Origin of the sequence: Vibrio syngnathi, from assembly GCF_002119525.1 — a bacterium.
Classification (GTDB): domain Bacteria; phylum Pseudomonadota; class Gammaproteobacteria; order Enterobacterales; family Vibrionaceae; genus Vibrio; species Vibrio syngnathi.
Genome location: NZ_CP017917.1, coordinates 1,053,570 through 1,075,801, shown reverse-complemented (window position 1 = coordinate 1,075,801; position 22,232 = coordinate 1,053,570). Strand labels below are relative to the sequence as shown.

At 44.8% G+C, this 22,232-nt stretch carries 17 protein-coding genes and 1 pseudogene; 8 read left to right on the top strand and 10 right to left on the bottom strand.

What is annotated here, in order from left to right; genetic code table 11:
* Nucleotides 1–42 precede the first annotated feature (42 nt).
* Nucleotides 43–1,281 (bottom strand): L-lactate MFS transporter, encoded by a 1,239-nt coding sequence (locus K08M4_RS19580; RefSeq protein ID WP_086051114.1) that lies wholly within the window; start codon nucleotides 1,279–1,281, stop codon nucleotides 43–45.
* Between the two features lie 594 nt (nucleotides 1,282–1,875).
* Between K08M4_RS19580 and K08M4_RS19575 the strand changes: the two genes are divergently transcribed.
* A complete protein-coding gene (locus K08M4_RS19575; protein WP_086051113.1) occupies nucleotides 1,876–2,256 on the top strand; it encodes an NADH:ubiquinone oxidoreductase in 381 nt (126 codons plus the stop codon).
* Between the two features lie 189 nt (nucleotides 2,257–2,445).
* Here the strand turns inward: K08M4_RS19575 and K08M4_RS19570 are convergent, their stop codons facing one another.
* Complete coding sequence (locus K08M4_RS19570) at nucleotides 2,446–2,790, bottom strand: YajD family HNH nuclease (RefSeq protein WP_004730279.1); 345 nt, start codon at nucleotides 2,788–2,790, stop codon at nucleotides 2,446–2,448.
* Between the two features lie 275 nt (nucleotides 2,791–3,065).
* On the opposite strand from K08M4_RS19570, the gene yghU reads away from it, so the two are divergent.
* Nucleotides 3,066–3,923, top strand: a complete 858-nt coding sequence (gene yghU / locus K08M4_RS19565) for a glutathione-dependent disulfide-bond oxidoreductase (RefSeq protein WP_086051112.1) — start codon at nucleotides 3,066–3,068, stop codon at nucleotides 3,921–3,923.
* A 180-nt stretch (nucleotides 3,924–4,103) separates the two neighbouring features.
* Complete coding sequence (locus K08M4_RS19560; protein ID WP_086051111.1) at nucleotides 4,104–4,427, top strand: DOPA 4,5-dioxygenase family protein; 324 nt, start codon at nucleotides 4,104–4,106, stop codon at nucleotides 4,425–4,427.
* A 179-nt stretch (nucleotides 4,428–4,606) separates the two neighbouring features.
* Here K08M4_RS19560 and fruA read toward each other — a convergent pair whose 3' ends face one another.
* From fruA to fruB, 3 genes are read right to left on the bottom strand one after another with little or no spacing between them, the layout of a single operon-like run.
* A complete protein-coding gene (gene fruA, locus K08M4_RS19555; protein ID WP_086051110.1) occupies nucleotides 4,607–6,367 on the bottom strand; it encodes a PTS fructose transporter subunit IIBC in 1,761 nt (586 codons plus the stop codon).
* 15 nt (nucleotides 6,368–6,382) lie between these two features.
* Entirely contained in the window at nucleotides 6,383–7,360 is a 978-nt protein-coding gene (gene pfkB, locus K08M4_RS19550) for a 1-phosphofructokinase (protein WP_086051109.1), read from the bottom strand.
* A gap of 9 nt (nucleotides 7,361–7,369) precedes the next feature.
* The gene (gene fruB, locus K08M4_RS19545; protein WP_086051108.1) at nucleotides 7,370–8,503 is read right to left on the bottom strand and encodes a fused PTS fructose transporter subunit IIA/HPr protein; all 1,134 of its coding nucleotides are present in this window, start codon (nucleotides 8,501–8,503) and stop codon (nucleotides 7,370–7,372) included.
* A 393-nt stretch (nucleotides 8,504–8,896) separates the two neighbouring features.
* On the opposite strand from fruB, the gene cra reads away from it, so the two are divergent.
* Nucleotides 8,897–9,901 (top strand): catabolite repressor/activator, encoded by a 1,005-nt coding sequence (gene cra, locus K08M4_RS19540; RefSeq protein ID WP_086051107.1) that lies wholly within the window; start codon nucleotides 8,897–8,899, stop codon nucleotides 9,899–9,901.
* 67 nt (nucleotides 9,902–9,968) lie between these two features.
* Here cra and K08M4_RS19535 read toward each other — a convergent pair whose 3' ends face one another.
* The 4 genes from K08M4_RS19535 to nirB form a co-directional block, all read right to left on the bottom strand.
* Nucleotides 9,969–11,759, bottom strand: a complete 1,791-nt coding sequence (locus K08M4_RS19535) for a bifunctional protein-serine/threonine kinase/phosphatase (protein WP_086051106.1) — start codon at nucleotides 11,757–11,759, stop codon at nucleotides 9,969–9,971.
* Nucleotides 11,760–11,906: 147 nt separating this feature from the next.
* The gene (locus K08M4_RS19530) at nucleotides 11,907–13,376 is read right to left on the bottom strand and encodes a NarK family nitrate/nitrite MFS transporter (RefSeq protein ID WP_086051105.1); all 1,470 of its coding nucleotides are present in this window, start codon (nucleotides 13,374–13,376) and stop codon (nucleotides 11,907–11,909) included.
* A 139-nt stretch (nucleotides 13,377–13,515) separates the two neighbouring features.
* The gene (gene nirD / locus K08M4_RS19525; RefSeq protein ID WP_086051104.1) at nucleotides 13,516–13,860 is read right to left on the bottom strand and encodes a nitrite reductase small subunit NirD; all 345 of its coding nucleotides are present in this window, start codon (nucleotides 13,858–13,860) and stop codon (nucleotides 13,516–13,518) included.
* Between the two features lie 139 nt (nucleotides 13,861–13,999).
* Nucleotides 14,000–16,582, bottom strand: a complete 2,583-nt coding sequence (gene nirB / locus K08M4_RS19520; RefSeq protein ID WP_086051103.1) for a nitrite reductase large subunit NirB — start codon at nucleotides 16,580–16,582, stop codon at nucleotides 14,000–14,002.
* 472 nt (nucleotides 16,583–17,054) lie between these two features.
* Between nirB and K08M4_RS19515 the strand changes: the two genes are divergently transcribed.
* Both K08M4_RS19515 and K08M4_RS19510 read left to right on the top strand, forming a co-directional pair.
* On the top strand, nucleotides 17,055–19,706 hold the full coding sequence (locus tag K08M4_RS19515; RefSeq protein WP_086051102.1) for a molybdopterin oxidoreductase family protein: 2,652 nt from the start codon (nucleotides 17,055–17,057) through the stop codon (nucleotides 19,704–19,706).
* Between the two features lie 316 nt (nucleotides 19,707–20,022).
* Entirely contained in the window at nucleotides 20,023–20,448 is a 426-nt protein-coding gene (locus K08M4_RS19510) for a hypothetical protein (protein WP_012600813.1), read from the top strand.
* Nucleotides 20,449–20,615: 167 nt separating this feature from the next.
* On the opposite strand, the pseudogene K08M4_RS22035 reads toward K08M4_RS19510, so the two are convergent.
* Nucleotides 20,616–20,765, bottom strand: a pseudogene (locus tag K08M4_RS22035) (IS110 family transposase); the annotation flags it as partial.
* 61 nt (nucleotides 20,766–20,826) lie between these two features.
* Between K08M4_RS22035 and K08M4_RS19505 the strand changes: the two are divergent.
* Complete coding sequence (locus tag K08M4_RS19505) at nucleotides 20,827–21,507, top strand: hypothetical protein (RefSeq protein ID WP_086051101.1); 681 nt, start codon at nucleotides 20,827–20,829, stop codon at nucleotides 21,505–21,507.
* A 244-nt stretch (nucleotides 21,508–21,751) separates the two neighbouring features.
* Nucleotides 21,752–22,129, top strand: a complete 378-nt coding sequence (locus K08M4_RS19500; RefSeq protein ID WP_086051100.1) for a hypothetical protein — start codon at nucleotides 21,752–21,754, stop codon at nucleotides 22,127–22,129.
* Nucleotides 22,130–22,232: the final 103 nt, after the last annotated feature.

Here is a 22,232-nt window from a genome sequence, read left to right as displayed (position 1 = left end):
TAAGGTTAAGCTCTTTCTATTTTTAATCAATCGAGAACTGAATTAAGCGCTTGCTTGCTTAAGTTCTGTTGCTTTCGCTTCTGAGATTGGTTTAGTCACGATAGCTAGAACAATACACACTGCCATCATAGCTGCAGAGATTGTGTAAGCTAGGGCGTAACTTTCGCCATTCGTCATTGAGTAACCAACAACCGCAGCACCGATAGCACCACCGATACCCCATGCCGTGTAAAGCACGCCGTAGTTCGTACCGTAGTTTTTCAGGCCATAGAATTCCGCAGTTAGTGTTGGGAATACTGCTAGAAGTGTACCGTAACCAACAGCTGCGATAGCCGTACCAATGATTAGCGTGAATTCAGAGTTGAACGTAGCGAATAGAGCCATGTTCGCGCCTTGAAGGATGAACGCTAGAAGTAGAGTACGTACGCCACCGATTTTATCTGCAAGCATACCCGCAGCAACACGGCCGCCTGAGTTGAATACAGCAAGGATAGACGCTAAGTAAACTGCGTTTGGTAGGTTCGCTTGAACACTAGCAATCGTAGTAATGTTGCCGATGATCATAAGACCAACAGAAGCAGCAAATGCGTACATGATCCATAGAGAGTAGAACTGAGGAGTCTTCAGCATTACTTTCCACGTTAGGTCTTCAGTCTTCTTAACCGCTTTAGGTGCTTGGCCTTCTTTTACTCTAGGCTCAGCTGGCGTGTAATCCGCTGGTGGGTTGTTGATTGTTGCCGCTAGAGGTACTGCGATTGCAAGTACACCAACACCAAGAATCATAAAGCTTGTTTGGATACCCATGCTATCGATAAGCGCAGAAGTTAGCGGTGCTAGGTAAATAGCAGCAAGACCAAAGCCTGCAGCGATTAGACCGTTAACCATACCTTTCTTAGAAGAATGGAACCATTTCATTGCAGATGGAGAAAGACATGCGTAACCGAAGCCGATACCAGCACCTGTCATCACGCCAAACGTTAGGTTTAGCATCATAGGCGTTGTAGCGAAACCAGAAGCAATCATACCAAGGCCAGTAAGCGCTGTACCAAGGATAAGGATCTTACGTGGACCCATACGGTCTTGTAGGATGCCTGCAACAAGAAGACAAACAGAGAATGTGATAGTTGCAATAGCGTAAGGTGAAGATGCTTCAGCAGCACTCCAACCAGCTTCAGTCACTAGCGCCTTGTTAAATACACTCCAAGCATACAGGATGCCAAGACAAAGGTTGATACAGAAGCCTGCTAGCAGGATACGTGATGCTTTATCAATCTTGCTCATTTTTATTCTCAGTTTTGTCGTTGGTCAGTGGTGAGCCACTTAACTAAAGACGGGTTATTGTGATTGTTTCTTAAAAATTAGTTTGCGTTTATCAACAGACAGCGCAAAAGAGCGCGGATTATAACCAATAAAAATGTGATTGGAATCTCTTTTTCCATTTTTGGTAAATAAACCCAAAGTTGTTAATGGGTTGTTTTTTGTTGGTTTTGAAATTGTGTTAAATACCTTTCTGTTTTGTTCTTTTTAGCGTGGCGGGCTTATTTTTTAAGGGATTCTTCGGTACACATTTCAGATTGTCCACGTATCCCGTGCGGATATCACAGAGTTACGAATTATTTTAAATATTTTCTAAGGTTAATTTTGTGTAACAAAATAAATCGAAATGACGCTTTGTTCATATGAGACAAGGGGTAACGGAGGTTTATTAAAAACAGTATGTTAAATGATTGTTAACTCGGCTTTTTGTTAGCACCTTTGTTTACATTTTGTTCGATTTGAGGGGTTGTGTTGTCCGTGAAAAGTGGGAAAATAGTACGCAAACAAAGATTCCAAATTTGAAAGGATGCGTTTCCAACTTATGGTGAGGCGAGTATTATGAAACTGTTTTTAATTTTATTGATGTCAATTTCTGGTGGTGTAGCAGCAGCTGACCATATTCACTCTTTCTTATTCGGCTTCTATATCGCTGCGTTAGCGGTGGGTAGTTGTTACTGGCTTGCATTCCGCAGCACACGCTTCCCACAGTTGGCTTTGATGCTATTAATGTGTGGCTTCTTTGCGAAAATTGCAGTGACGGTTATCGGTGTTTCTTGGGGTATCTCAAACGACATTATTCAATCGCCATTCATATTCTCGTTGTCATACCTGTTCTTCTTAGTGGTTGTTACTTACGTTTGGTTTGCATACCGCGATAAGTTGACGCTTAAAAAGCGTGCTAAACAGGTTGAAGAGTCTCGTAAACAAGCGTCTGCATAATTGCAGAACTAATACAGAATTCTAAAAAGAGCCTTCTTCGGAAGGCTCTTTTTGATCTGGTCTTAACTTGAGTGAACTCTAGGTCTAAGGCAGATAAAAGAAACCCCAGTATGGTGACATACTGGGGTTTCTTGTTATTTATCTAATATCTAGCCGCTACCATCAAACAAAGGCAGCCCTGAAGGTGTTTTATTTCTTCATCAACTTCGCTAGATCAGCGAACGGGTTGTGTGTCGCTGACTGATGATCGTCTAAACGGGCTTTTGCATCCACGCCGTAACGGTCATGATCTGTATATTTTGAGTGCTCATGATCGTGACAGTACAAGCACAGTAGCTCCCAGTTACTGCCATCTTCAGGGTTGTTTGTATGGTCGTGATCCACGTGGTGAACAGTCAACTCTCTTAAGTTCGAATAAACAAATTCACGTGCACATTTACCGCAAACCCAAGGGTACAGTTTTAGTGCTTTTTCGCGGTAGCCTTTCTCTTGGCGAGCGTACGCAGCACTCGAACCTGTGTAATCTGAAGACATTGCCAAATCCTTATTAATTGTAATATCCCGATTTTATCACAGCTTTCTTTAACCTGTAGGCATGTCGTGACTAAATCATGTTTCGTGCTGGCGGGTATGTGGCTTAGATCTGATTGGGTATTTATCTTTTACGTGTGCTATCCCATAAATCGAGTTATGTCTTTCTGGAATAAGCCATGCTTAACAGTTTGAAAATAAATCGTATTCAGGGGTTTTAACTACAGGTATGTGACCTAATATCAGTTTGTGAGACCCTATATTAATAAGGAAATATCATGTCAGAACAATACACTCCGCCAAAAGTTTGGGTTAACGATACTGCTGGTGGTAATAAGTGGGCAAACATCAATAGTCCTGAATCTGGCGCTCGCTTTGATAAAGAACTTCCTGTCGGTGACCATGCTTTTCAATTGTATTCTCTTGGTACACCTAACGGTCAAAAAGTCACCATCTTGCTGGAAGAGTTGTTAGCGGCGGGTGTTAAAGAAGCTGAATATGATGCGTACTTGATCAACATTGGTGAAGCTGAACAGTTCTCTTCTGGTTTTGTTGGAGTGAATCCAAATTCCAAAATACCGGCACTCGTTGATAAGTCTGGTGCTGAAGACGTGAATGTTTTCGAATCGGCATCTATCTTGATGCACTTAGCTGAAAAATTTGGTCACTTTCTACCAAAAGAAGGGGCAGCAAGAACACAAACCATTAACTGGTTGTTCTGGGCGCAAGGCTCGGCACCATTCCTAGGTGGTGGTTTTGGTCACTTCTACGCTTACGCTGATGAAAAGCAAGAGTACCCAATTAACCGCTTTGCGATGGAAGCTAAGCGTCAGTTAGACGTGTTAGATAAACAGTTAGCGAATAACACTTTTGTTGCGGGCGAAGAGCTGACTATTGCTGATATCGCGATTTGGCCTTGGTATGGCAACCTTGTGCTAGGCAAAATTTATGATGCAGCTGAGTTCCTACAAGTTGAGTCTTACACGAATGTTGTGCGCTGGGCGAAGCAACTTGAAGCGCGTGAAGGTTTCCAACGCGGCCGAGTAGTTAACCGTTCATTTGGCGAAGAGTGGGAGCAAGTACCAGAGCGCCATTCCGCTGAAGATATTGACCGAGTGTTGAAGCTTAAGCCTTAGTCGCTTCAAAATTAACTCGCTGTACATAACTAGAGTTTGTTTTTGATTACTTCGAATAACAAACTCTAGTTTTCCCATTTCAAATTGATCCTTCCGAAAGCAAGCTCACCTATTTAGATTTAGCTATTGAATGCGGTTTAGGTATAAACTTGCGACATCATAATTCTAAAGGATGGTGCCATGTACCACGGTCATATCTATTTCCCTCTGCGATTTGCAGAGCAGGCAGAAACACTGCGTCAGAAAATTCTATCGGAACGTAAAGATGTGTTAGAGACTTTCCCATTAATACAGCGTTTGGTTGGCCCACATAAGATGCCAATGTTCGAGATTCACTTTGCAAACAAAGAGTCGGGTATTGTTGAATGGCTTGAGCAAGAACGCGGTGATATGTCGGTGCTTATTCACCCGGTAACTGGCGGTGAAGAAACGCTAGACCACACAGTTCGAGCAATTTGGCTTGGTCGCAAGCTGGGTGTGTTTGAAGATACGCTGACTAGCTAAGCAAATGACCTCTTTGTTCAATGTCTTTCTGGACGGGACACATAAACTAAAAAAGGCTCCTCAATTGAGGAGCCTTTGTTTTACTAAGGAACAGTTTTACCAAGGAACAGTTTTAGTAAGGAACTGTTTTATCAAGAGCCTCTGTTCGTCAGCTTTAACCGCTAAACAGAGTAGGGGGATTAAGCCTCTGCTGTCACTTTATCGCTGCTCATCTTTTTAAGAGCTGCGTAACCAAAGCCTGTTACTGCTGTACCTGCTGCAATCGCTACTAGGTACATAAGAACTGGAGAGATAGCGCCAGGAATTAGCAGTACGAACAAGCCGCCGTGTGGAGCCATTAGTTGTGCACCGAACATCATTGATAGAGCACCCGTTAGTGCGCCACCTGCCATACATGCTGGAATAACACGCATTGGGTCTTTCGCTGCGAATGGGATTGCACCTTCAGAGATGAAACATAGGCCAAGAACGAATGATGCTTTACCTGCTTCACGCTCGCCTGCTTCAAACTTGTCTTTCACTAGGAAAGTTGCAAGGCCCATACCTAGAGCCGGAACCATACCTGCTGCCATGATTGCGGCCATTGGTGCGTAAGTTTGTGAAGCCAATAGACCAACACCGAACGTGTAAGCCGCTTTGTTTACTGGACCACCAAGGTCGAAACACATCATTGCGCCTAGAATCACACCCAGAAGAATCGCATTAGACGTTCCCATGTTGTTTAGGAAGTCTGTCATTGCGCTCATCACGCCTGAAACTGGACCACCAACGATGTAAATCATGACCAAACCAGTGAACAAACTCGCGATAAACGGAATGATCAGAATTGGTTTGAGGGCTTCCATGGATTGTGGAAGTTGAACCTTGTCGGCAATGAATTTTGCTGCGTAACCCGCAATGAAACCTGCTGCGATACCACCTAGGAAACCTGCGCCCGTTGAGCTAGCCAGCATACCGCCGATTAGACCTGGAGCCAGACCCGGACGGTCAGCAATTGAGAATGCAATGAAACCAGCAAGAACAGGAATCATTAGAGCGAATGCAGAACCACCACCGATAGTCATCAATGCTGCTGCTAGTGTGCCTTCTTCTTTAAACGCTTCGATACCGAATACGAAAGACAGAGCTATGATCAAACCACCCGCAACAACTACAGGAAGCATGTGCGATACACCTGTCATTAGGTGCTTGTACACGCCTTTCTTCTCGTCAGCAGGTGCTGAATTTGAAGAAGCAGTGTGTTGGTATGGTTTAGCTTCTGCGAACGCTTTTTCCATCTCTTGCTTTGTTTTCTTCAAAGCAGGACCTGTTGTGGTTTTGTATAGCGCTTTGCCGTTAAAACGATCAAGAGGAACGTCGATGTCGGCAGCGATGATAACAAGATCAGCGTCTGCGATTTCTTGGTCTGTCAGTTGGTTTTTCGCACCTACTGAGCCGCGAGTTTCCACTTTGATCTGGTGACCTAAGCGTTTGCCTTCTGCTTCAAGTGCTTCTGCTGCCATAAAGGTGTGTGCAACGCCAGTCGGGCAAGCGGTAATCGCTACGATCTTTTTGCTGCCTGTACTTGCTGTTATAGAAGAGTTTGCTGAAGTACCGGTCACTTCAACAGTGCTTTCAACTTGAGATGCGTCTAGTACTGTTGCTTGGGCTACCGCTTTCTCTAGAAATGCTTTTGCATCTGCTGTGCATTCAGAGATAGCTGCTTGGTACACTTTTTTGCCAACAAAGCGCGCTTTATCAACGTTTGTGTTGGCAGCAATAACGACAACGTCGCTGCTGTCGATCGTGTCTTGTGATACTGGAGAGTTAGGTAATACGCTAGATTGACATTCAATAGCGGCGTTCCAACCCAGTGTTTTTGAAGCTTGCTCTAACAAGCCTGCTGCGATGATGCTGTTTGCTACGCCACTTGGGCAAGCTGTGATGATGGTAATATTCATAATAATCCCTTTGTCCTATTTACTTGTGTCTAACTGACTAGTTGGAGCACTAAGCGCCTGTAATTGGATATTTTGTCGTACTGAATCCAGCTCTTGTTGGCTGGTTACACCCACGCCTACCTGTGAAACTGCTAGAGCAGATAGGGCGGTTGCGAATTGAATAAGTTCTGGTTTTGGCATCTGTTGCATGTGACCCCAACATAGGCCAGCAACTAAGGTGTCACCTGCACCTACCGTGCTTACTACTTGCATGCGCGGAGGTTGAGCGTGTAACCACTCACCTTGGTTAAGCCACATCACACCTTCAGCACCAAGTGACACAACGATGTTATCGATGCCTTTTTCACTTAGGGCTTGGCCTGCGTGTTGGCATTGGTCGCGTGTTGTCAGTTCTGCGTTGAATAACTGAGATAGCTCTTCATCGTTTGGCTTGATCAGCCATGGTTGTGCATCGAGTCCCGCTTTAAGTGCTTCACGGCTGCTGTCGAATAACACTTTCTTGCCCATATCGTGAAGTTTTTGAATCCACGATGCGCATAACATAGGTGAAACGCCTTGAGGTAAGCTGCCTGCAATCACGAAATATTCGTGGTCTTCAGCTAACCCGAATAGAGTGCGCTCAAACTGCTCGATGGCAATCGGTGTTACCGCTACTCCAGGGAAGTTGATATCGCTAACTTGACCACTTTCTTCTACTAACTTCACGTTGATGCGAGTTGCGCCGTCGACACGAATAAAGCGGTCAGTTGCGCCCATCTGTCCGAACAGTTGGCAAAAAGCTTCTTCGTTATTGCGACCAAGGAAACCTGTTACGGTGACTTTTGCGCCAAGCTCTGAAAGTACTTTTGCTACGTTTACGCCTTTGCCCGCTGCATGCAAAGAGCCTTTGTTCACTAAGCTCACTGAACCTACGTTAAGTGCGTCGATAGCGCCTGTCAGGTCGAGAGCAGGGTTTAGCGTAACGGTAACGGCTTTGATTTGTTTATCAGACATATCGATTCCTTAACCTTCACCAAGGCCTGAAGCGATAGCTTTACCAATCGATTCAAGTGCTTGTGCTGCATCTTCACCTTCAGCAACAAACTGAAGCTGGTGGCCGTGTTTAACGCCAAGTGCGATTACTTTCATCAAGCTCTTCGCGTTCACTTCTTTTCCGTCACCATCTAGGTTTGAAACGCGGATAGTTGATTCAAACTTCTTCGCTTCAGCGACTAGCATTGCACCCGGACGAGCGTGTAGGCCGTGCGCGTTTTTGATTTTGAATACCACGCAGTTGTCATCGTCTTGAGACGCTGTAGAAACCGCTTCACCTTTTAGAAGGCCAATCACTTGTGCAATATCAGCGGTTAACAGTTGTTGCTGTTTACCTTCGAAAACCATCTTGCTTAGGTTTGCCAGAATAGATTGGTGCGCGCTGTTACAAGCGGCGAATGCCACCAATGCTTTAACAGGTGTGCCTTCGTACTCACAATGGTTTGCTGTTGAAACAAACGATACGCCAGTGCGAGTTACGCCTTTATCGCTGCCCAATAACCACAGGCCTTGGCCTAGGTGAGTCGGTGTTTTTGTTACTAAGTCAGCAACGAATGCATTGTCTGTGCAACCTGTGTTCTTAAGTAGGCCGCCCGCAACTGCCGACATTTGAACCATGTCGCTCGCAGGGAACAGCAGCTGAACTAAAGAAGCGTCTAGGTCTGCTTCTAGCTGAACTTCGCCATTAAGTAGGGCGATGATTTCGTCTTCTGATTTTGCTTGCTTTAATTTCTCTTCAACACCGTCTGCCGCTAGCACTTTGGTCAGTTGCTTAAGAATGCCTAAGTGCTCATCAGATTTAGCGGCAATACCAATCGCAACGTAAACACGGTTGCCGTCTGCCCAATCAATACCTTCAGGGAAGTGGTGTACCGCAACGCCTGTCTCTTTCACTAGGCCACGAGTGTCAGTCGTTCCATGAGGAATCGCGATACCGTTGCCAAGGAACGTAGAGTTCTGGTTTTCACGGTTCAGCATTCCTTCAACGTAGCCAGAGTCAACTAAGCCTTTGGCTGTTAGGTCGCCTGCAATATTTTGGATTGCTTGGAACTTATCATTGGCCGTTTGGCCTAGAGTGATGTCAGATTTTGATAATTTAAGCATGGTGCCTCTTTAGCGTATCGCTTGAGAATTTGTGTGTCGCTACGATTCCAACTAGAGCAAGAATTAGTGAACTTTACTCTTTGCTTGCTCTTTGTTTCATCCTGGCTGAATCGGTTCAGCATTTAGTGTAAAAAAATTCAGCAAAGCCGATTTTGGTTTTCAAAATAGTTTGCTGCGTGTCGTTAATTTGCTTCGGTTACGATTCGTAAATAATGAAAAGCTTATTAACAACAAATGACGCTCAATCCATACAAAAGGATGATTGAAGTCACTTTTCAGATTTTGCTGAATCCTTTCAGCTTTTATACTGAATCGATTCAGCATATAATTCAACTAATCCAGGGATCAGATCATTCGTTATATGATCCTACGCACAAAATACAGGTCACTCATATGACACTTGATGAAATCGCTAAGTTGGCTGGAGTATCGAAAACCACAGCCAGTTATGTCATCAACGGCAAGGCGCAGAAATACAGAATCAGTGAAAAGACTCAACAGAAAGTCATGGCGGTTGTAGAAGAGTATAATTACCGTCCAGACCACGCCGCTTCGTCGTTGCGCGCTGGTAATAGCCGTTCATTTGGTTTGATTATTCCGGATCTGGAAAACAGTAGTTACGCGCGTTTAGCTAAATTGATAGAGCAGAACTCCCGTAAAGTGGGCTACCAGATATTGATTGGTTGTTCTGATGATGATGCCGAAACCGAACGAAAAGTGGCTGAAGCTTTGGTAAGTCGTCGTATTGATGCCTTGCTGGTTGCGAGCTCAATGCCAGACGCCAACGAGTTCTACTTAAAGTTGCAAAATTCAGGAACGCCTGTGATCGCAATTGACCGTCCGTTAGATGATGAGCACTTTGCTTGCGTACTCAGTGAAGATTTCGAAGCCGCATTTGAACTGACGCATTCGATTCTTGATGACAGCATTCACAGTGTTGGTTTGATCGGTGCATTACCTGATCTGAACATTTCGCGTGAACGTCAGTTGGGTTTTGAAGCCGCAAACAAAGCGCATACTCAACAAACAGGGCTAACAAACAACAAGCCGATGGTTGTGGGTTATGGTGAGCACTTTGATAGGGAATCTGGACGAGAGGTTTTTGAAGACTGGATAGCTAAAGGCACGGTGCCTGATGCGATTGTGACTATGTCTTACACTTTGTTAGAGGGTGTGTTGGATGTGATGGTTGAAAAGCCAGAGCTGATCAATCAAGTAAAACTGGCGACCTTTGGTGATAACCGTTTATTGGACTTCTTACCTTTTAAAGTCCATTCACTGCCACAGCAATTCGAAGTGATTGCCGATAGCGCTTTTGCTTTGGCGCTAAATGCATCGGCTAAGCGCTATCAAGCTGGCATTGAGCTCGTACCAAGAAGCTTAGTGAAACGAGGCTAGCTCGAGTTTTAGGGTTAGCTAGAAGCTTCGCGTTTAGCTCGAACCTGTAATTAACTCGAACTTGGATTTAACTCGAGCTAAGCAATAAGCCCAACTCTACAATGGCAACAATGCCGAGCAACAAAGCCAACACTTTCCAAAACTGGATCGGGTTTCGGTTTATCAAAGGTTGCTTGGCTTTGCTTTTGACCAAGCTTTGGTTTGGTGTGTAAAGGTCTGCCACAAAATCCCCTAACACTTGATGACGTTCGCTCGGTGATTCCGCGCAGGCTTTTTGTAACACCAAATCCACCCAGCTTGGTAAGTCAGTTCGTTTCTGAGTGATGGGCTGGTATTCCCACTGATGATGACGAGATTGTTTAAGCGATTGTGCGGTCATTTCAGAGTAGGGCAATTCACCGGTTAGCATCTCATAGCCGATCACAGCAATAGAGAACAGATCAGAGCTTGTAGTCGCGCTGTTATGTTTGATGGTCTCGGGTGCAATGTAATTGACCGCACCTAATGGAGTGTCGTCTTTGTCTGCGAGCTCTCCTTCTTCAAGTCCTCTGACTAATACAGCGCCAAGGTCGATGATTTTTATCTCACCATCATGTTGAAGCATAATGTTCTCGGGCTTTAAGTCTCGGTGCACCATATCCGCACGTTGCAATACTCGAATGCCTTGTGTGATTTTTTCTAGTATGTCGCGTACTTCATTGAGTGACGGCTTTGGATTGTCGTACATCCATTGTCTTAGCGTGATGCCTTCTACCCATTCGCAGATTTGATATAAAAATTGCGAGTTCTCTGGCGTCGGGTAGACCTTCATTACCTTCTTATTGTTCAGCAAGATGCCAGCCCATTGTTCATTAAAGAAAGCTCTCAGTTGCGACGGGCTGTCGTGATATTGAACGGAAGGGACTTTTAACACGAACTCGGTTTGTGTCTCTTTTTGCATCACACGATACACATGGCTTCTAGAGCCTGCATACAACACCTCAAGCACCATAAAGTTGTCGATACTTTGCCCGAGCTTTAACGCGGGTGGGATGGCACGTTTGGCCAGTTTTTCATGGAACTCGATGAGCGAAGGCTTAGGTAGATGACTAACTTGCACAATCAAGCAGCTCACGTTGTCTGAACTGTTGTGGCTTAACGCGGTGTTACAGATCGTTTGTGCTGCGTATTCAAAATCCGCTCCAGGCTTATCGATGTGTTCATTGAAGGTGTTGGGCGAGACAAATTCATGCACACCATCCGAAGTGAGGATAAAGCAGTCGTTTTTCTTGATAGGCAGGGTTTGATAGTCAACGTTGAGTTGATTATCCATGCCTAAGGCGCGCGTCAGGTAATGCTTCTGCCCCATAGTTTTACGAGTATGGTCGCGAGTCAGTTGGCGCAGTTCACCATCTCTTAATAGGTAAATTCGGCTGTCACCCACATGGAATATATGCGCGGTGTTGGATTTCAATATCACGCTACTAAAGGTGGAAACGAGCGCGTTATGGTTAACTTGTTGTGCGGGATGAATATTAGAAACAGACGTGTTGAAGAGCCAAGAATTGAGGGACGTTAAGACTTTCTGTGCTGAACGCTGAATACTCCAGCTATTTGGAGTGGCGTAATAGTCGTCGATAAACTGCATCACGCTGGTGTGACTGGCTTTCTGGCCGTGTTCACTGCAACTCGCGCCGTCTGCTATGCAGGCGACACTGCCTTTCAACTCTTGCTCAGTACGAGTTTTGGGGTGCTTTACAATGATGGCGTCTTGATTTTCATCACGTATGCCTTTATTCGAATAGCCGCCAAACTTCAAAGTCAGTTGGTTATTGGATTCTGGCGTGACGACTTGCCCTTGGCTGAATGAAATTGTCATAACTGATCTTCTTCTTAACTGTTCTTCTTCCCGCTTCCTTGGCAGAACATCCTAGGAAGAACAAAAGCTCTAGTGAACGTAGAGCCTTTGAACGAAGCACCAAAGCGGTAATACCAACCTCGGTACTACTCCCGATTCAATGAGTGGTTAGCTCGATACGTTAATCAAGGTCACGCTACCGTCGTCATTCACTTCAGCAATTTGGCCGTTAGGCTCTTCCATGAACAGTAGAGTTACAAAGCCAAGTACCGCTGTTGCAGCAATCACTAAGAAGAACGTTTGGTAGCTCACGAATGACAACACAGTTAGGTAAACTACCGCACCCACGTTACCGTAAGCCCCGGTCATACCAGCAATCTGACCTGTCATACGACGCTTGATTAGAGGAACTGTTGCGAATACTGCACCTTCACCCGCTTGCACGAAGAAAGAACACGCCATCGCTGCGACAACCGCTAGCCATACAGGCCATGTGCTGTCGACTTGACCCATTGCAAAGTAACCCACAGCAAGACCAATCGTTAGAATAAGCAGTGTTGGTTTACGACCGAATTTATCTGAAATCCAACCACCACCTGGGCGAGACATTAGGTTCATAAAGGCATAAGCCGATGCAACCATACCCGCAAGAACCGGTGTTAATTCAAAGGTGTCAGAGAAGAACAGTGGCAGCATAGAAACAACAGCCAGTTCAGAACCAAATGTCGCAAAGTACAATACGTTAAGTACCGCAACTTGCTTGAATTTGTATTGGTGAATCTCTGGTACTTCTTCTTTAAATACGTTCTTGTTTACTTTCCAAACTTGCGACACTTCGTACACGTAAAGCGCAGCCAAACCTGCATACACAGAGTAAACCGCCATGTCAGACAACATGTTGATGTTGCTTGGTGATAGCTTCCATGTCAGTAGCGCTAGTGCGGCATACATCGGGATCTTCATAATAAGTAGGAAGAAAAAGTCACCCTTTGATGTCACTTCCATTGCCGTTACTTGAGCCGGTTTGAAGTAAGTCGAACCTTTTGGTGTATCCGTTACATTTTTGTAGAAGATAAACGAGAACGCTAAGCTCATTACGCCAGTAATACCGACCGCATAACGCCAGCCGTCTTCACCACCAAATGCTAAAGCCAGAGTTGGAAGCGTGAATGCTGCTGCAGCTGAACCAAAGTTACCCCAACCGCCATAAATACCTTCTGCGGTACCCAGTTCATTGTGTGGGAACCACTCAGACACAAGGCGAATACCGACAACGAAGCCAGCGCCAATGAAGCCAAGTAGGAAACGAGCAATCGCCGCTTGAATGAAAGAGTCTGCCATAGCAAACATAAAACAAGGGATAGAACAGACAGCGAGTAACGAAGAGTAGACCAATCTTGGGCCGTATCTGTCGGTTAACATACCAATAGCGACACGCGCCGGAATGGTCAATGCAACGTTGAGAATAAGCAGTGTTTTGATCTCTTCAGTAGAAAGACCAAGCGACGTTTTTACCATTTGCAGTAGTGGGGCAAAGTTGAACCACACAACAAAGGTGATAAAAAAGGCCATCCAACTTAGGTGTAAGGTTTTCATCTTACCCGTAAATGAAAGCAGCGAAAATTTTGTGTTATCCATGGTTTAAATCCCTTAAATCTGGAAATTACCCGGTTTTAGCTCGTGCGTTATTTCGAAATTCTAACGCTTGAATGTGCTAAACCCTGTGCCGAAATTGCTCACGCTGATAACGCGTTCGCAGGATGATGTCGGCGTTTAGTTAACTGGCGATAGCAAGCGGTGCGAGAACCTGAACCTGTTCTCCTTGCTTGCGAACTTCAAATTTCACGAGCTTGAGATCGGGGTGTTCAAGGCACGCGCCAGTTTCTAAGTGGTAATGCTGCTTGTATAAGGGTGAGGCTACGTAAGGCTCACCGCTTAATGAACCAATGATACCACGTGACATCACATTCGCCTTGCCAACAGGATCGTAATTAGAGAGCCCATAAAGCGTGTCACTGCGCTTACAGTAAAAAATAGCCACTTGGTTATCGTCTACTTTGGCGCAAATACCACCGTTTGGGGTTAGGTCGCGGGTGCTGCATACGGTTGTCCAATTTTCCATGACTTTCTCCTAGTCAAAACATAAAACTAATAATCAATTCAATTAGGGTGATAGCCGACAGCAGTTTTCTTGGGCTGCGCCACTGTCGACTATCGATATTGGGTTTAGTTGTTACTGATTCACTCACCAGCAATTCGGCTTACGAAACTTCGGTAACTTCAATTTTTTCAGACTTGGTGAGGGCTTCATTTCGAACTTTCTCAGATGAATCACTTAAGCTCGGCTTAGGAAAACGCTGCTCTCGGTCTTTGATGAATGACAGGCTGGTATCCATTTCTTCGCTGTTGATGTAATGCTGGAAGCGTTTCATCTTTTCTGGGTTTTCGATGGTGGTTTTCCACTCACATTGGTATTTTTCGATGTTGAGAGCGATATCGGCTTCAAGTTCTTCAGCAACGTTGAGCTTGTCTTCAATCACGACTTGCTTGAGGTATTCAATGCCGCCTTCAAGGTTCTCCATCCATACTGATGTGCGTTGTAGGCGATCTGCGGTACGAGTGTAGAACATCAGAATGCGGTCGATGTATTGCAGCAGAGTGGTTTCATCAAGGTCGGTAGCGAAAAGGTCACCATGGCGAGGGCGCATACCGCCGTTACCACAGATGTAGAGGTTCCAACCTTTATCGGTGGCGATAATGCCAAAGTCTTTTGATTGAGCTTCTGCACATTCACGAGTACAGCCAGAAACCGCAAACTTGATCTTGTGTGGTGAGCGTAAGCCTTTGTAGCGGTTTTCTAGTCGAATCGCTAAGCCAACACTGTCGTCGACGCCGTATCGACACCAAGTGCTACCCACACACGATTTCACGGTACGTACCGATTTACCGTAGGCATGGCCTGTTTCAAAACCCGCATCGATTAGTTTTTTCCAGATGATTGGCAGTTCATTAAGTTGCGCGCCGAACAAATCGACACGCTGACCACCGGTGATCTTGGTATAAAGGTCGAACTCTTTAGCGACTTCACCAAGCACGATTAGTCTATCGGGTGTGATTTCACCGCCAGCAATACGCGGAACCACAGAGTAGGTGCCGTCTTTCTGCATGTTGCCGAGGTAGATGTCATTGGTGTCTTGCAGTTCGATATGTTGATCTTCGAGGATGTAATCGTTCCAGTAAGAAGCCAAAATTGAACCGACTGCTGGCTTACACACAGTGCAACCCAATCCGTTTCCATGAGAATCTAACAGTTCATCGAAGGTTTTGATTTTGTTGACGCGGATGATGTCGGTAAGTTCTTGACGAGAATAGGCAAAGTGCTCACAGATATCGTTAGAGACTTCCACACCTAGGTTACTCAGTTCGCTATCCAGAACCTGTTTAGCAAGGGCAGAACAACCGCCACACCCTGTCGAAGCGTTGGTTGTTTCTTTTAATGCAGCCATGGTGGTGCAGCCAGCAGATACGGCGTCTTTGATATCGCCTTTGGTCACATCAAAACACGAACAAATCACGGCGCTATCAGGCAGAGCTTCAACACCCATCGCTGAGCCTGAATCATCCGCGACATTAGGTAAAATCAGCACTGATGGGTTTTCAGGAAGAGGCATGTCATTTTGTTTGATTTGCAGCAGCGAACCGTAAGCTTCGGCGTCACCGACTAAAACAGCACCGACAATCTTCTTACCATCAGCCGATATGATCAGGCGCTTGTAAACTTGTTCGATTTCATCGTTATAGGTATACGACTGAGCGCCTTCCGTCTTGCCATGTACTTCACCGATACTCGCTACATCAACACCCAGCAATTTGAGCTTGGTACTCATGTCAGCACCAGTAAACGAAGCGTCGCTTGTTCCGTCCGATAAGATATGCGCTGCCGCGATTTTCGCCATTGAATAGCCAGGGGCGACTAAGCCGAAGATCTTGTTGTCCCAAAGCGCACATTCACCAATCGCATACACGTTGTCGATGTTGGTTTGGCAGTGATCATTAATCACGATGCCGCCACGTTCACCAATGGCGATATCAGAGCTGCGAGCTAGGGCATCTTGAGGGCGAATACCTGCAGAGAACACGATCATATCGGTTTCAAGGTGGGTGCCGTCTGCAAAGTTCATTCTGTAGCGAGCGCTTTCACCTGCGACTATCTCAGAGGTTGCTTTCTCGGTGTGAACCTGCACCCCAAGGTCTTCAATCTTTCTGCGCAGTAGGGCACCGCCACCGTCATCTAATTGAACGGCCATTAGGCGAGGCGCGAATTCAACAACATGTGTTTCCAAGCCAAGGTTTTTGACTGCGTTTGCGGCTTCTAAGCCAAGCAGACCACCACCAATGACCACGCCAGACTTACTGCTTTTACTTGATAGTTCAATGGCGTCTAAATCTTCGATAGTACGATAAACGTGGCAGTGTTCTTGGTCGTTACCGGGAATAGGGGGAACAAAAGGGAATGAACCGGTCGCTAGAATCAAGGTGTCATAACTCTCGGTATGTCCCGATTCCGTCACAACGCACTTATTGTCAGTGTCTAGTTGAGCGACTTTCGCGTTTAAAAGGTAATTGACGCCATTGCTTTGGTAATACTCTTCGCTGGTTAATGCCAAATCATCAGCATTTCCGCGCTTGAAGTAAGCGGTCAACTGAACACGGTCGTAGGCCAACCTTGGCTCTTCACTAAAAGTAATCACATCAAACTCATCACTCTCTGACTGCAGGATGTTGTCGATAAATTTGTGTCCAACCATGCCGTTACCAACAACGACGATTTTCTTCTTGCTCATAATCCATTCCTTATTCTCGGCATCACCATCACTAGCATCTAATTTCTAGTCGTTAGCAGATGAATACCGGGTTGAGATTCCACTCAATTCATAATCATCAAGAAAAACAAAAATGTTTTTTCTAAGTCTTGGTTTTTAGTGGAGCAAGGAGGGTGCCAGATTGCGAGTTGTTCATTTAAATAAAATTTAATCTATATATTTCAGATAGTTAAAAATTGAAGGTGGCACGCAATTACCCCTAAAGTGGTATGTGAAATTTTTGTTAGATTTATATAAATGAGCGTTTGTGGTGCAACTTTCTGCAAGATGGTGCAAAAGTTAAGTTTCTATCTTGGTTAAGCTCAATTTTGTTCAGCGTTGATATTTTTCATTTAATTAAGTTGTTGTTTTTAAACAAAAATATTTCAATTTGTTCGGGTGGTGCTAAGTGGCGTGCTATTTGCTTGGTTTGAGTTATTACAATTATGGATAATTGAGCGAGAAACGGATGACCGATTCAAACAGCGGCTGGATAAAATCAACCTGTGCTTATTGTGGTGTAGGGTGTGGAATAGAAGCGAGACCGACATCGTTAGGAAAACTAGAAGTACGTGGTGATAAAGATCATCCATCAAACTATGGAAAGCTATGTACTAAAGGGATTGCGCTCGGCGACACCGTCACGCCTTTAGGACGCCTAACACAGCCTGCTCGTATTCAGAATAAGCAAAAACAAGAGCTGGATTGGAACAGTGCCACTCAGTTGGTCGCAGACAAATTCAATCAAACGATTGAAGAATTTGGGGCCGATTCGGTTGCGTTCTATGTTTCTGGTCAGCTGCTTACCGAAGACTATTACGTTGCCAATAAATTGATGAAAGGCTTCATCGGTAGTGGCAACATCGACAGTAATTCTAGGCTGTGTATGGCTTCAACCGTCGTCGGGCATAAGCGAGCATTTGGCGCAGACACAGTACCGGTCTGTTATGAAGATCTCGACCAAGCCGATCTAGTTGTGATTACAGGCTCAAACCTCGCATGGTGTCACCCGGTACTTTTCCAAAGGTTAAGAACCGCGAAACAAGCCAATCCTGCATTAAAAGTGATCGTGATTGACCCGCGTTATACCGACACTTGTGAAATTGCCGACATGCACTTGGCTTTGGAGTCAGGATCAGATGTTGCGCTGTTTAATGGCTTGTTAGGCTACCTCGACGATAACGACCAGCTCGATGCCGACTACATAGAAAACCATACCCAAGGCTTTACTGAAGCGATTCGTTCTGCGACTCACTACCGTTATACAGAATCAGGTAATACCGCATCAAGCTATACAGAATCAAGTAAGGGCGACAAAAGCGTTCCTGAGCTAACAGGGCTTACTGAACAGCAACTCGAACAGTTCTACAGTTTGTTTGCATCGAACGAGAAGGTGCTCACCATCTATTCCCAAGGCGTAAACCAATCCACACAAGGGTGTGACAAGGTGAATGCCATTATTAACTGCCATTTAGCCACCGGAAAAATTGGTAATCCGGGTATGGGGCCATTCTCGGTAACAGGTCAGCCGAACGCAATGGGCGGGCGAGAGGTGGGCGGGTTAGCCAATACTTTAGCGGCGCACTTTGAATTTGGTGACCCGCAATCACACCAAACCGTCAGCGAGTTCTGGCAAACCGACACCTTAGCCACACATGCGGGTTTAAAAGCCATCGACCTGTTTGATGCCATGAATGAAGGCAAAATCAAAGCGGTGTGGATCATGGCGACCAACCCAGTTGTGAGCTTGCCTGACAGTGAAAAGATCAAAGCGGCATTAGAGAAGTGTCCATTTGTGGTGGTGTCTGACTGCATTGCCGATACGGAAACCACTCGCTTAGCCGATGTGGTGCTACCCGCGCAAGGGTGGAGCGAGAAGTCGGGCACCGTGACTAACTCTGAGCGTCGAATCTCACGCCAACGCCGTATATTACCAAGCCCAGGGGAAGCCAAACCCGATTGGTGGATATTAAAAGAAGTGGCACAGAAAATGGGATTCAAAGAGCAGTTTGATTATCGCCACGAAGGTGAGATCTTCAAAGAGTATTGCGAGATGACGGCGCTCGGCAACGAAACAGGTAAAGCCCGTGACTTATGCTTAATTGGACTCACGCAACTGGATGAGAAAGGCTATGGCGAACTGACTCCACAACAGTGGCCAGTGCTTGAGTATCAACCAGAGATCATCGAGCAGCGCATGTTCACCAATGGCGAGTTCTTTACTGAATCAGGCAAAGCGCAGTTTATTGCAGTCGAACACGACAAGCCGATTGCTGATACCAGTCTTGAATTCCCGCTTATCATGAACACAGGTCGAATCCGAGACCAATGGCACACCATGAGCCGCACAGGCTTAGCCGCAGGTTTGGGTGAGCACACACCAGAACCTTTTGTTGCCATGCACCCAGATACCGTCGCTGCACTTGGTTTAGAAGAGTTTGGCTTAGAAGAGTTTGGGCTAGATGCTGTTAACCACGCGACTATAAATCGTGTTAGCCAAGGGGCTACCAACCAAGTAGTGAAAGTACGCAGCGCACAAGGGGAATGCCAAGCACGCTTGGTGGTGACCAAAGAAATGCGCCGTGAACAAGTTTTCATGCCTATCCACTGGAATGCCCCTACCGCCAAAGACAGCAAACCATGCGACCTGATCTTGCCTCATACCGATGCGGCATCAGGCCAACCAGAGTTCAAACACACCCCTGTTGTTGTAGAGCCATGTGGTTATCGCAGTGAAGCCGCGTTGGTCAGTGATAAGGTGATGGATTGCAGCGGTTTTGATTACTGGGTGCGTCAAAGAGTCGAGGGCGGTTTTCTGTATCGCATCTCATCATCTAAGAACCCAATGGAGCTGGTGATTCAGCTTGCCAACACACTAGATGCGTTGCCAGAGTCTAACGCGGAGGCGATTAAATCACTCCATTACCATGGCAACAAATCATTCAAGAATTACGGCTCTGCCAAGCTGGGACAGTCTGGTGTAAAGCAAGCCTTCGTAGTGAACAGTAAGCTAGACCATCAAAGCATCAATTGGCTGGTGGAATGCTTAACCCGAGAAGCAGATGAAGAATTTGAAGCCGAATTTTTGAGTGCTTTGGCAAAGTAGGGGGATACAGAGTGACCTAGTTGCTTGATTATAATGCATAAAACTATCGCTGTGTTATGGCGAGAGAGGGGCATTGTTCGCTTTTAAAAAAATTATGCAACGGGTATAGTCTCTGTAGACAAATTGGTAGCTAGAAGTGGAAAGTGAACGGCTTGCAGTTTTCCTCTGCTAGCTATAAAAGTCGAACGTAGGTACGCTTTAAAGCAAATTTCATAGATAGAAGCGGCCAAGTCCAACAGGTATTTATCTATTGTGCTACGACAGCGGATAAATACTTAAGCGTTATGCGTTACTCCAACTTGAGAAGGCAGTACAAGTGGAAATAAGAGTTAAAAAATCAGTTCGGTATCTTGCCTTGGGTATTCTTATATATCCGTTTCTTTACATGCTACTCAATTTTATTATTCCGATTCTAATGACGGTTTTGGGCGAAGGTGGTAGCTCGTTGATTGAAATTCTTGAGTATTTCACCTGGTTTATAATGCCTTTATTTTCGGTGCTCTATTTGTTAGCTTTCCACCATTTTTCTCCAGTGTTAGGTAAATGGCATCAACGCATTGGGTATACTTTGGTTTTAGCCGCTGTGCTAATCGAAATAGTGATGCCTTGGATGGAATCTGGTCTGGTGTTTAAGACAGCATCTTTTCTATGTCGGCTTTTCGAGATCGGTATTTTAGTTAGTTGTATGTTCGTTTTTAGCAGTAAGTTGGGTCAAAATTCTGAACTTGGAAGAAAGGCATAACAAATAAGGATTAAGGTGTTGCGCAGACAACACTAAATTCCGAGTGTTGAACAAGCCCGAAGCCTCTTTATTAAGTAAATTGTACAATTACATTTGAAGGGCACATCGCTTTGGGGTTTTATTAAGGCGAACGAGGCCAAGATAAGATTGTGTCATCATGTGGATCTACGCATCAGTGGCATATTTTCTATTTTAGTCAGTAGTTTAGAGCGAGTTGCCGACTTATGACGTATGACCTTACCATTTTGGTCTACAGCATGAAGACTGAAGTGGTTTTTAGCTAGGTCGATACCACAGAAATAAGAATAATCAGACATGGTGCCTCCGATGCAATTAAGTATCACATAAGTGTGGCAGAACCTCGGGAGGGGCGAATCCATGTCATTTGTTAAACGAACAATAATATCATTGAGAGGTAGATATATTGTGAAAAGAATAATTACTATTGCTGTGATTACAGCAGTTTCAGGATGCGCTTCAACAAGTCCGGATAACTGGGTCTATAGCGAAAAAATAGATCATTTTGAAAACAGTGTGTTTATTGAATCACTGTATAATGATGAGACAGAAAATAGTGGGCTGACCATCTCATGTGATAAAGGTGGGGAAAATGAAATATTTGCTAAGTTCATTACGTTGAAAGATGAAGACTATTTATTGTTCCCTGATATTGGTGTGGCGAAATTTGATTTCGTGATAGATGACTTTTTAAGTGAGACTACCTCTGGTTTCTATACATATGAAAGCCAAGATAAAGTTTTTGTTGGTATGTCCAACAAACTGCCGAAACGTTTACTAAATGCAATGGGTAACCAATCTTTGTCAAAAAAACATCTTCATGTCCGTATGAGAGTTAATGGTGTACATATCAAGGTTTTAAAAAGAGCAATAGATAGCCATGAAGATCTAATAACAAATGAAGATATCCTAAAATGGATTAGAGATAATTCAACGGTGCAGGGAGTTAAGCATCATTTCGAAAAGCATGTCGAATTAAAAGGCTTCAGTAAGTATATCGAAAACTATAATGGGTGCTCAGTCTCAACAAATAAGGATTAAGGTGTTGCGCAGCCAGCACTAAATCCTGAGTTTTGAACAAGTCCGAAGCCACTTTATTAAATAAATTGTACGATTGCATTTGAAAGGCACATCGCTTTGAGGTTCTCTCCAGGCGAGTGAGGCCCAAATAAGGTAGCGAGAATCAATCGCATTAAATATTTACCTTGCAAGTATTGATTGGTAAGGTGTTGTTAAAGATAGGTTTATCGTATTTTAAGTTGGTTGGCTTTATGGAGGAGGAACAATGGGAAGTGGCAAAAAGAATATTTGGCTTGAGTCTGATTCGATTGTAACAAGGAAGAGCCCAAAGCCTCTTAGGCTTAATACGTTAGAAAATATCTACGTTAAAGAGCATGACATTAAAAGTAAAATCACAAGGTCGTTCTTTATTACGGTTGTGTTTAGTTTGCCTATTTTCCTTTTTCGTCCACTTGCTGGTATTGGTGTGTTTTCCATAACTGGCATCGCTGGATACCTTTTAACCAAAAAGTATGAGTTACGTGTCGGTGTTTTCAATAACGATGACCTTGGTGTTGTAGAGTCTGGGTTATATTCGTCAAACGAACGCGAGGAACTCGATGAAATAGTAAGGCTCGTGATGGAATATAAAACAGGCAAGTAATAAAAAATAAGGATTAATATGATGCGTTACGCTCGGTGGTTACGGTAAGAATACCGTGTACTTGGTTAGCTCTGTGGGGCTCACTTCCTTACGGGCGTAAAGG

Coding starts and splice junctions, on each gene's coding strand:
- K08M4_RS19580 (WP_086051114.1), bottom strand. CDS start 1,281: ATGAGCAAGATTGATAAAGCATCACGTATCCTGCTAGCAGGCTTCTGT.
- K08M4_RS19575 (WP_086051113.1), top strand. CDS start 1,876: ATGAAACTGTTTTTAATTTTATTGATGTCAATTTCTGGTGGTGTAGCA.
- K08M4_RS19570 (WP_004730279.1), bottom strand. CDS start 2,790: ATGTCTTCAGATTACACAGGTTCGAGTGCTGCGTACGCTCGCCAAGAG.
- yghU (WP_086051112.1), top strand. CDS start 3,066: ATGTCAGAACAATACACTCCGCCAAAAGTTTGGGTTAACGATACTGCT.
- K08M4_RS19560 (WP_086051111.1), top strand. CDS start 4,104: ATGTACCACGGTCATATCTATTTCCCTCTGCGATTTGCAGAGCAGGCA.
- fruA (WP_086051110.1), bottom strand. CDS start 6,367: ATGAATATTACCATCATCACAGCTTGCCCAAGTGGCGTAGCAAACAGC.
- pfkB (WP_086051109.1), bottom strand. CDS start 7,360: ATGTCTGATAAACAAATCAAAGCCGTTACCGTTACGCTAAACCCTGCT.
- fruB (WP_086051108.1), bottom strand. CDS start 8,503: ATGCTTAAATTATCAAAATCTGACATCACTCTAGGCCAAACGGCCAAT.
- cra (WP_086051107.1), top strand. CDS start 8,897: ATGACACTTGATGAAATCGCTAAGTTGGCTGGAGTATCGAAAACCACA.
- K08M4_RS19535 (WP_086051106.1), bottom strand. CDS start 11,759: ATGACAATTTCATTCAGCCAAGGGCAAGTCGTCACGCCAGAATCCAAT.
- K08M4_RS19530 (WP_086051105.1), bottom strand. CDS start 13,376: ATGGATAACACAAAATTTTCGCTGCTTTCATTTACGGGTAAGATGAAA.
- nirD (WP_086051104.1), bottom strand. CDS start 13,860: ATGGAAAATTGGACAACCGTATGCAGCACCCGCGACCTAACCCCAAAC.
- nirB (WP_086051103.1), bottom strand. CDS start 16,582: ATGAGCAAGAAGAAAATCGTCGTTGTTGGTAACGGCATGGTTGGACAC.
- K08M4_RS19505 (WP_086051101.1), top strand. CDS start 20,827: ATGTCATTTGTTAAACGAACAATAATATCATTGAGAGGTAGATATATT.
- K08M4_RS19500 (WP_086051100.1), top strand. CDS start 21,752: ATGGGAAGTGGCAAAAAGAATATTTGGCTTGAGTCTGATTCGATTGTA.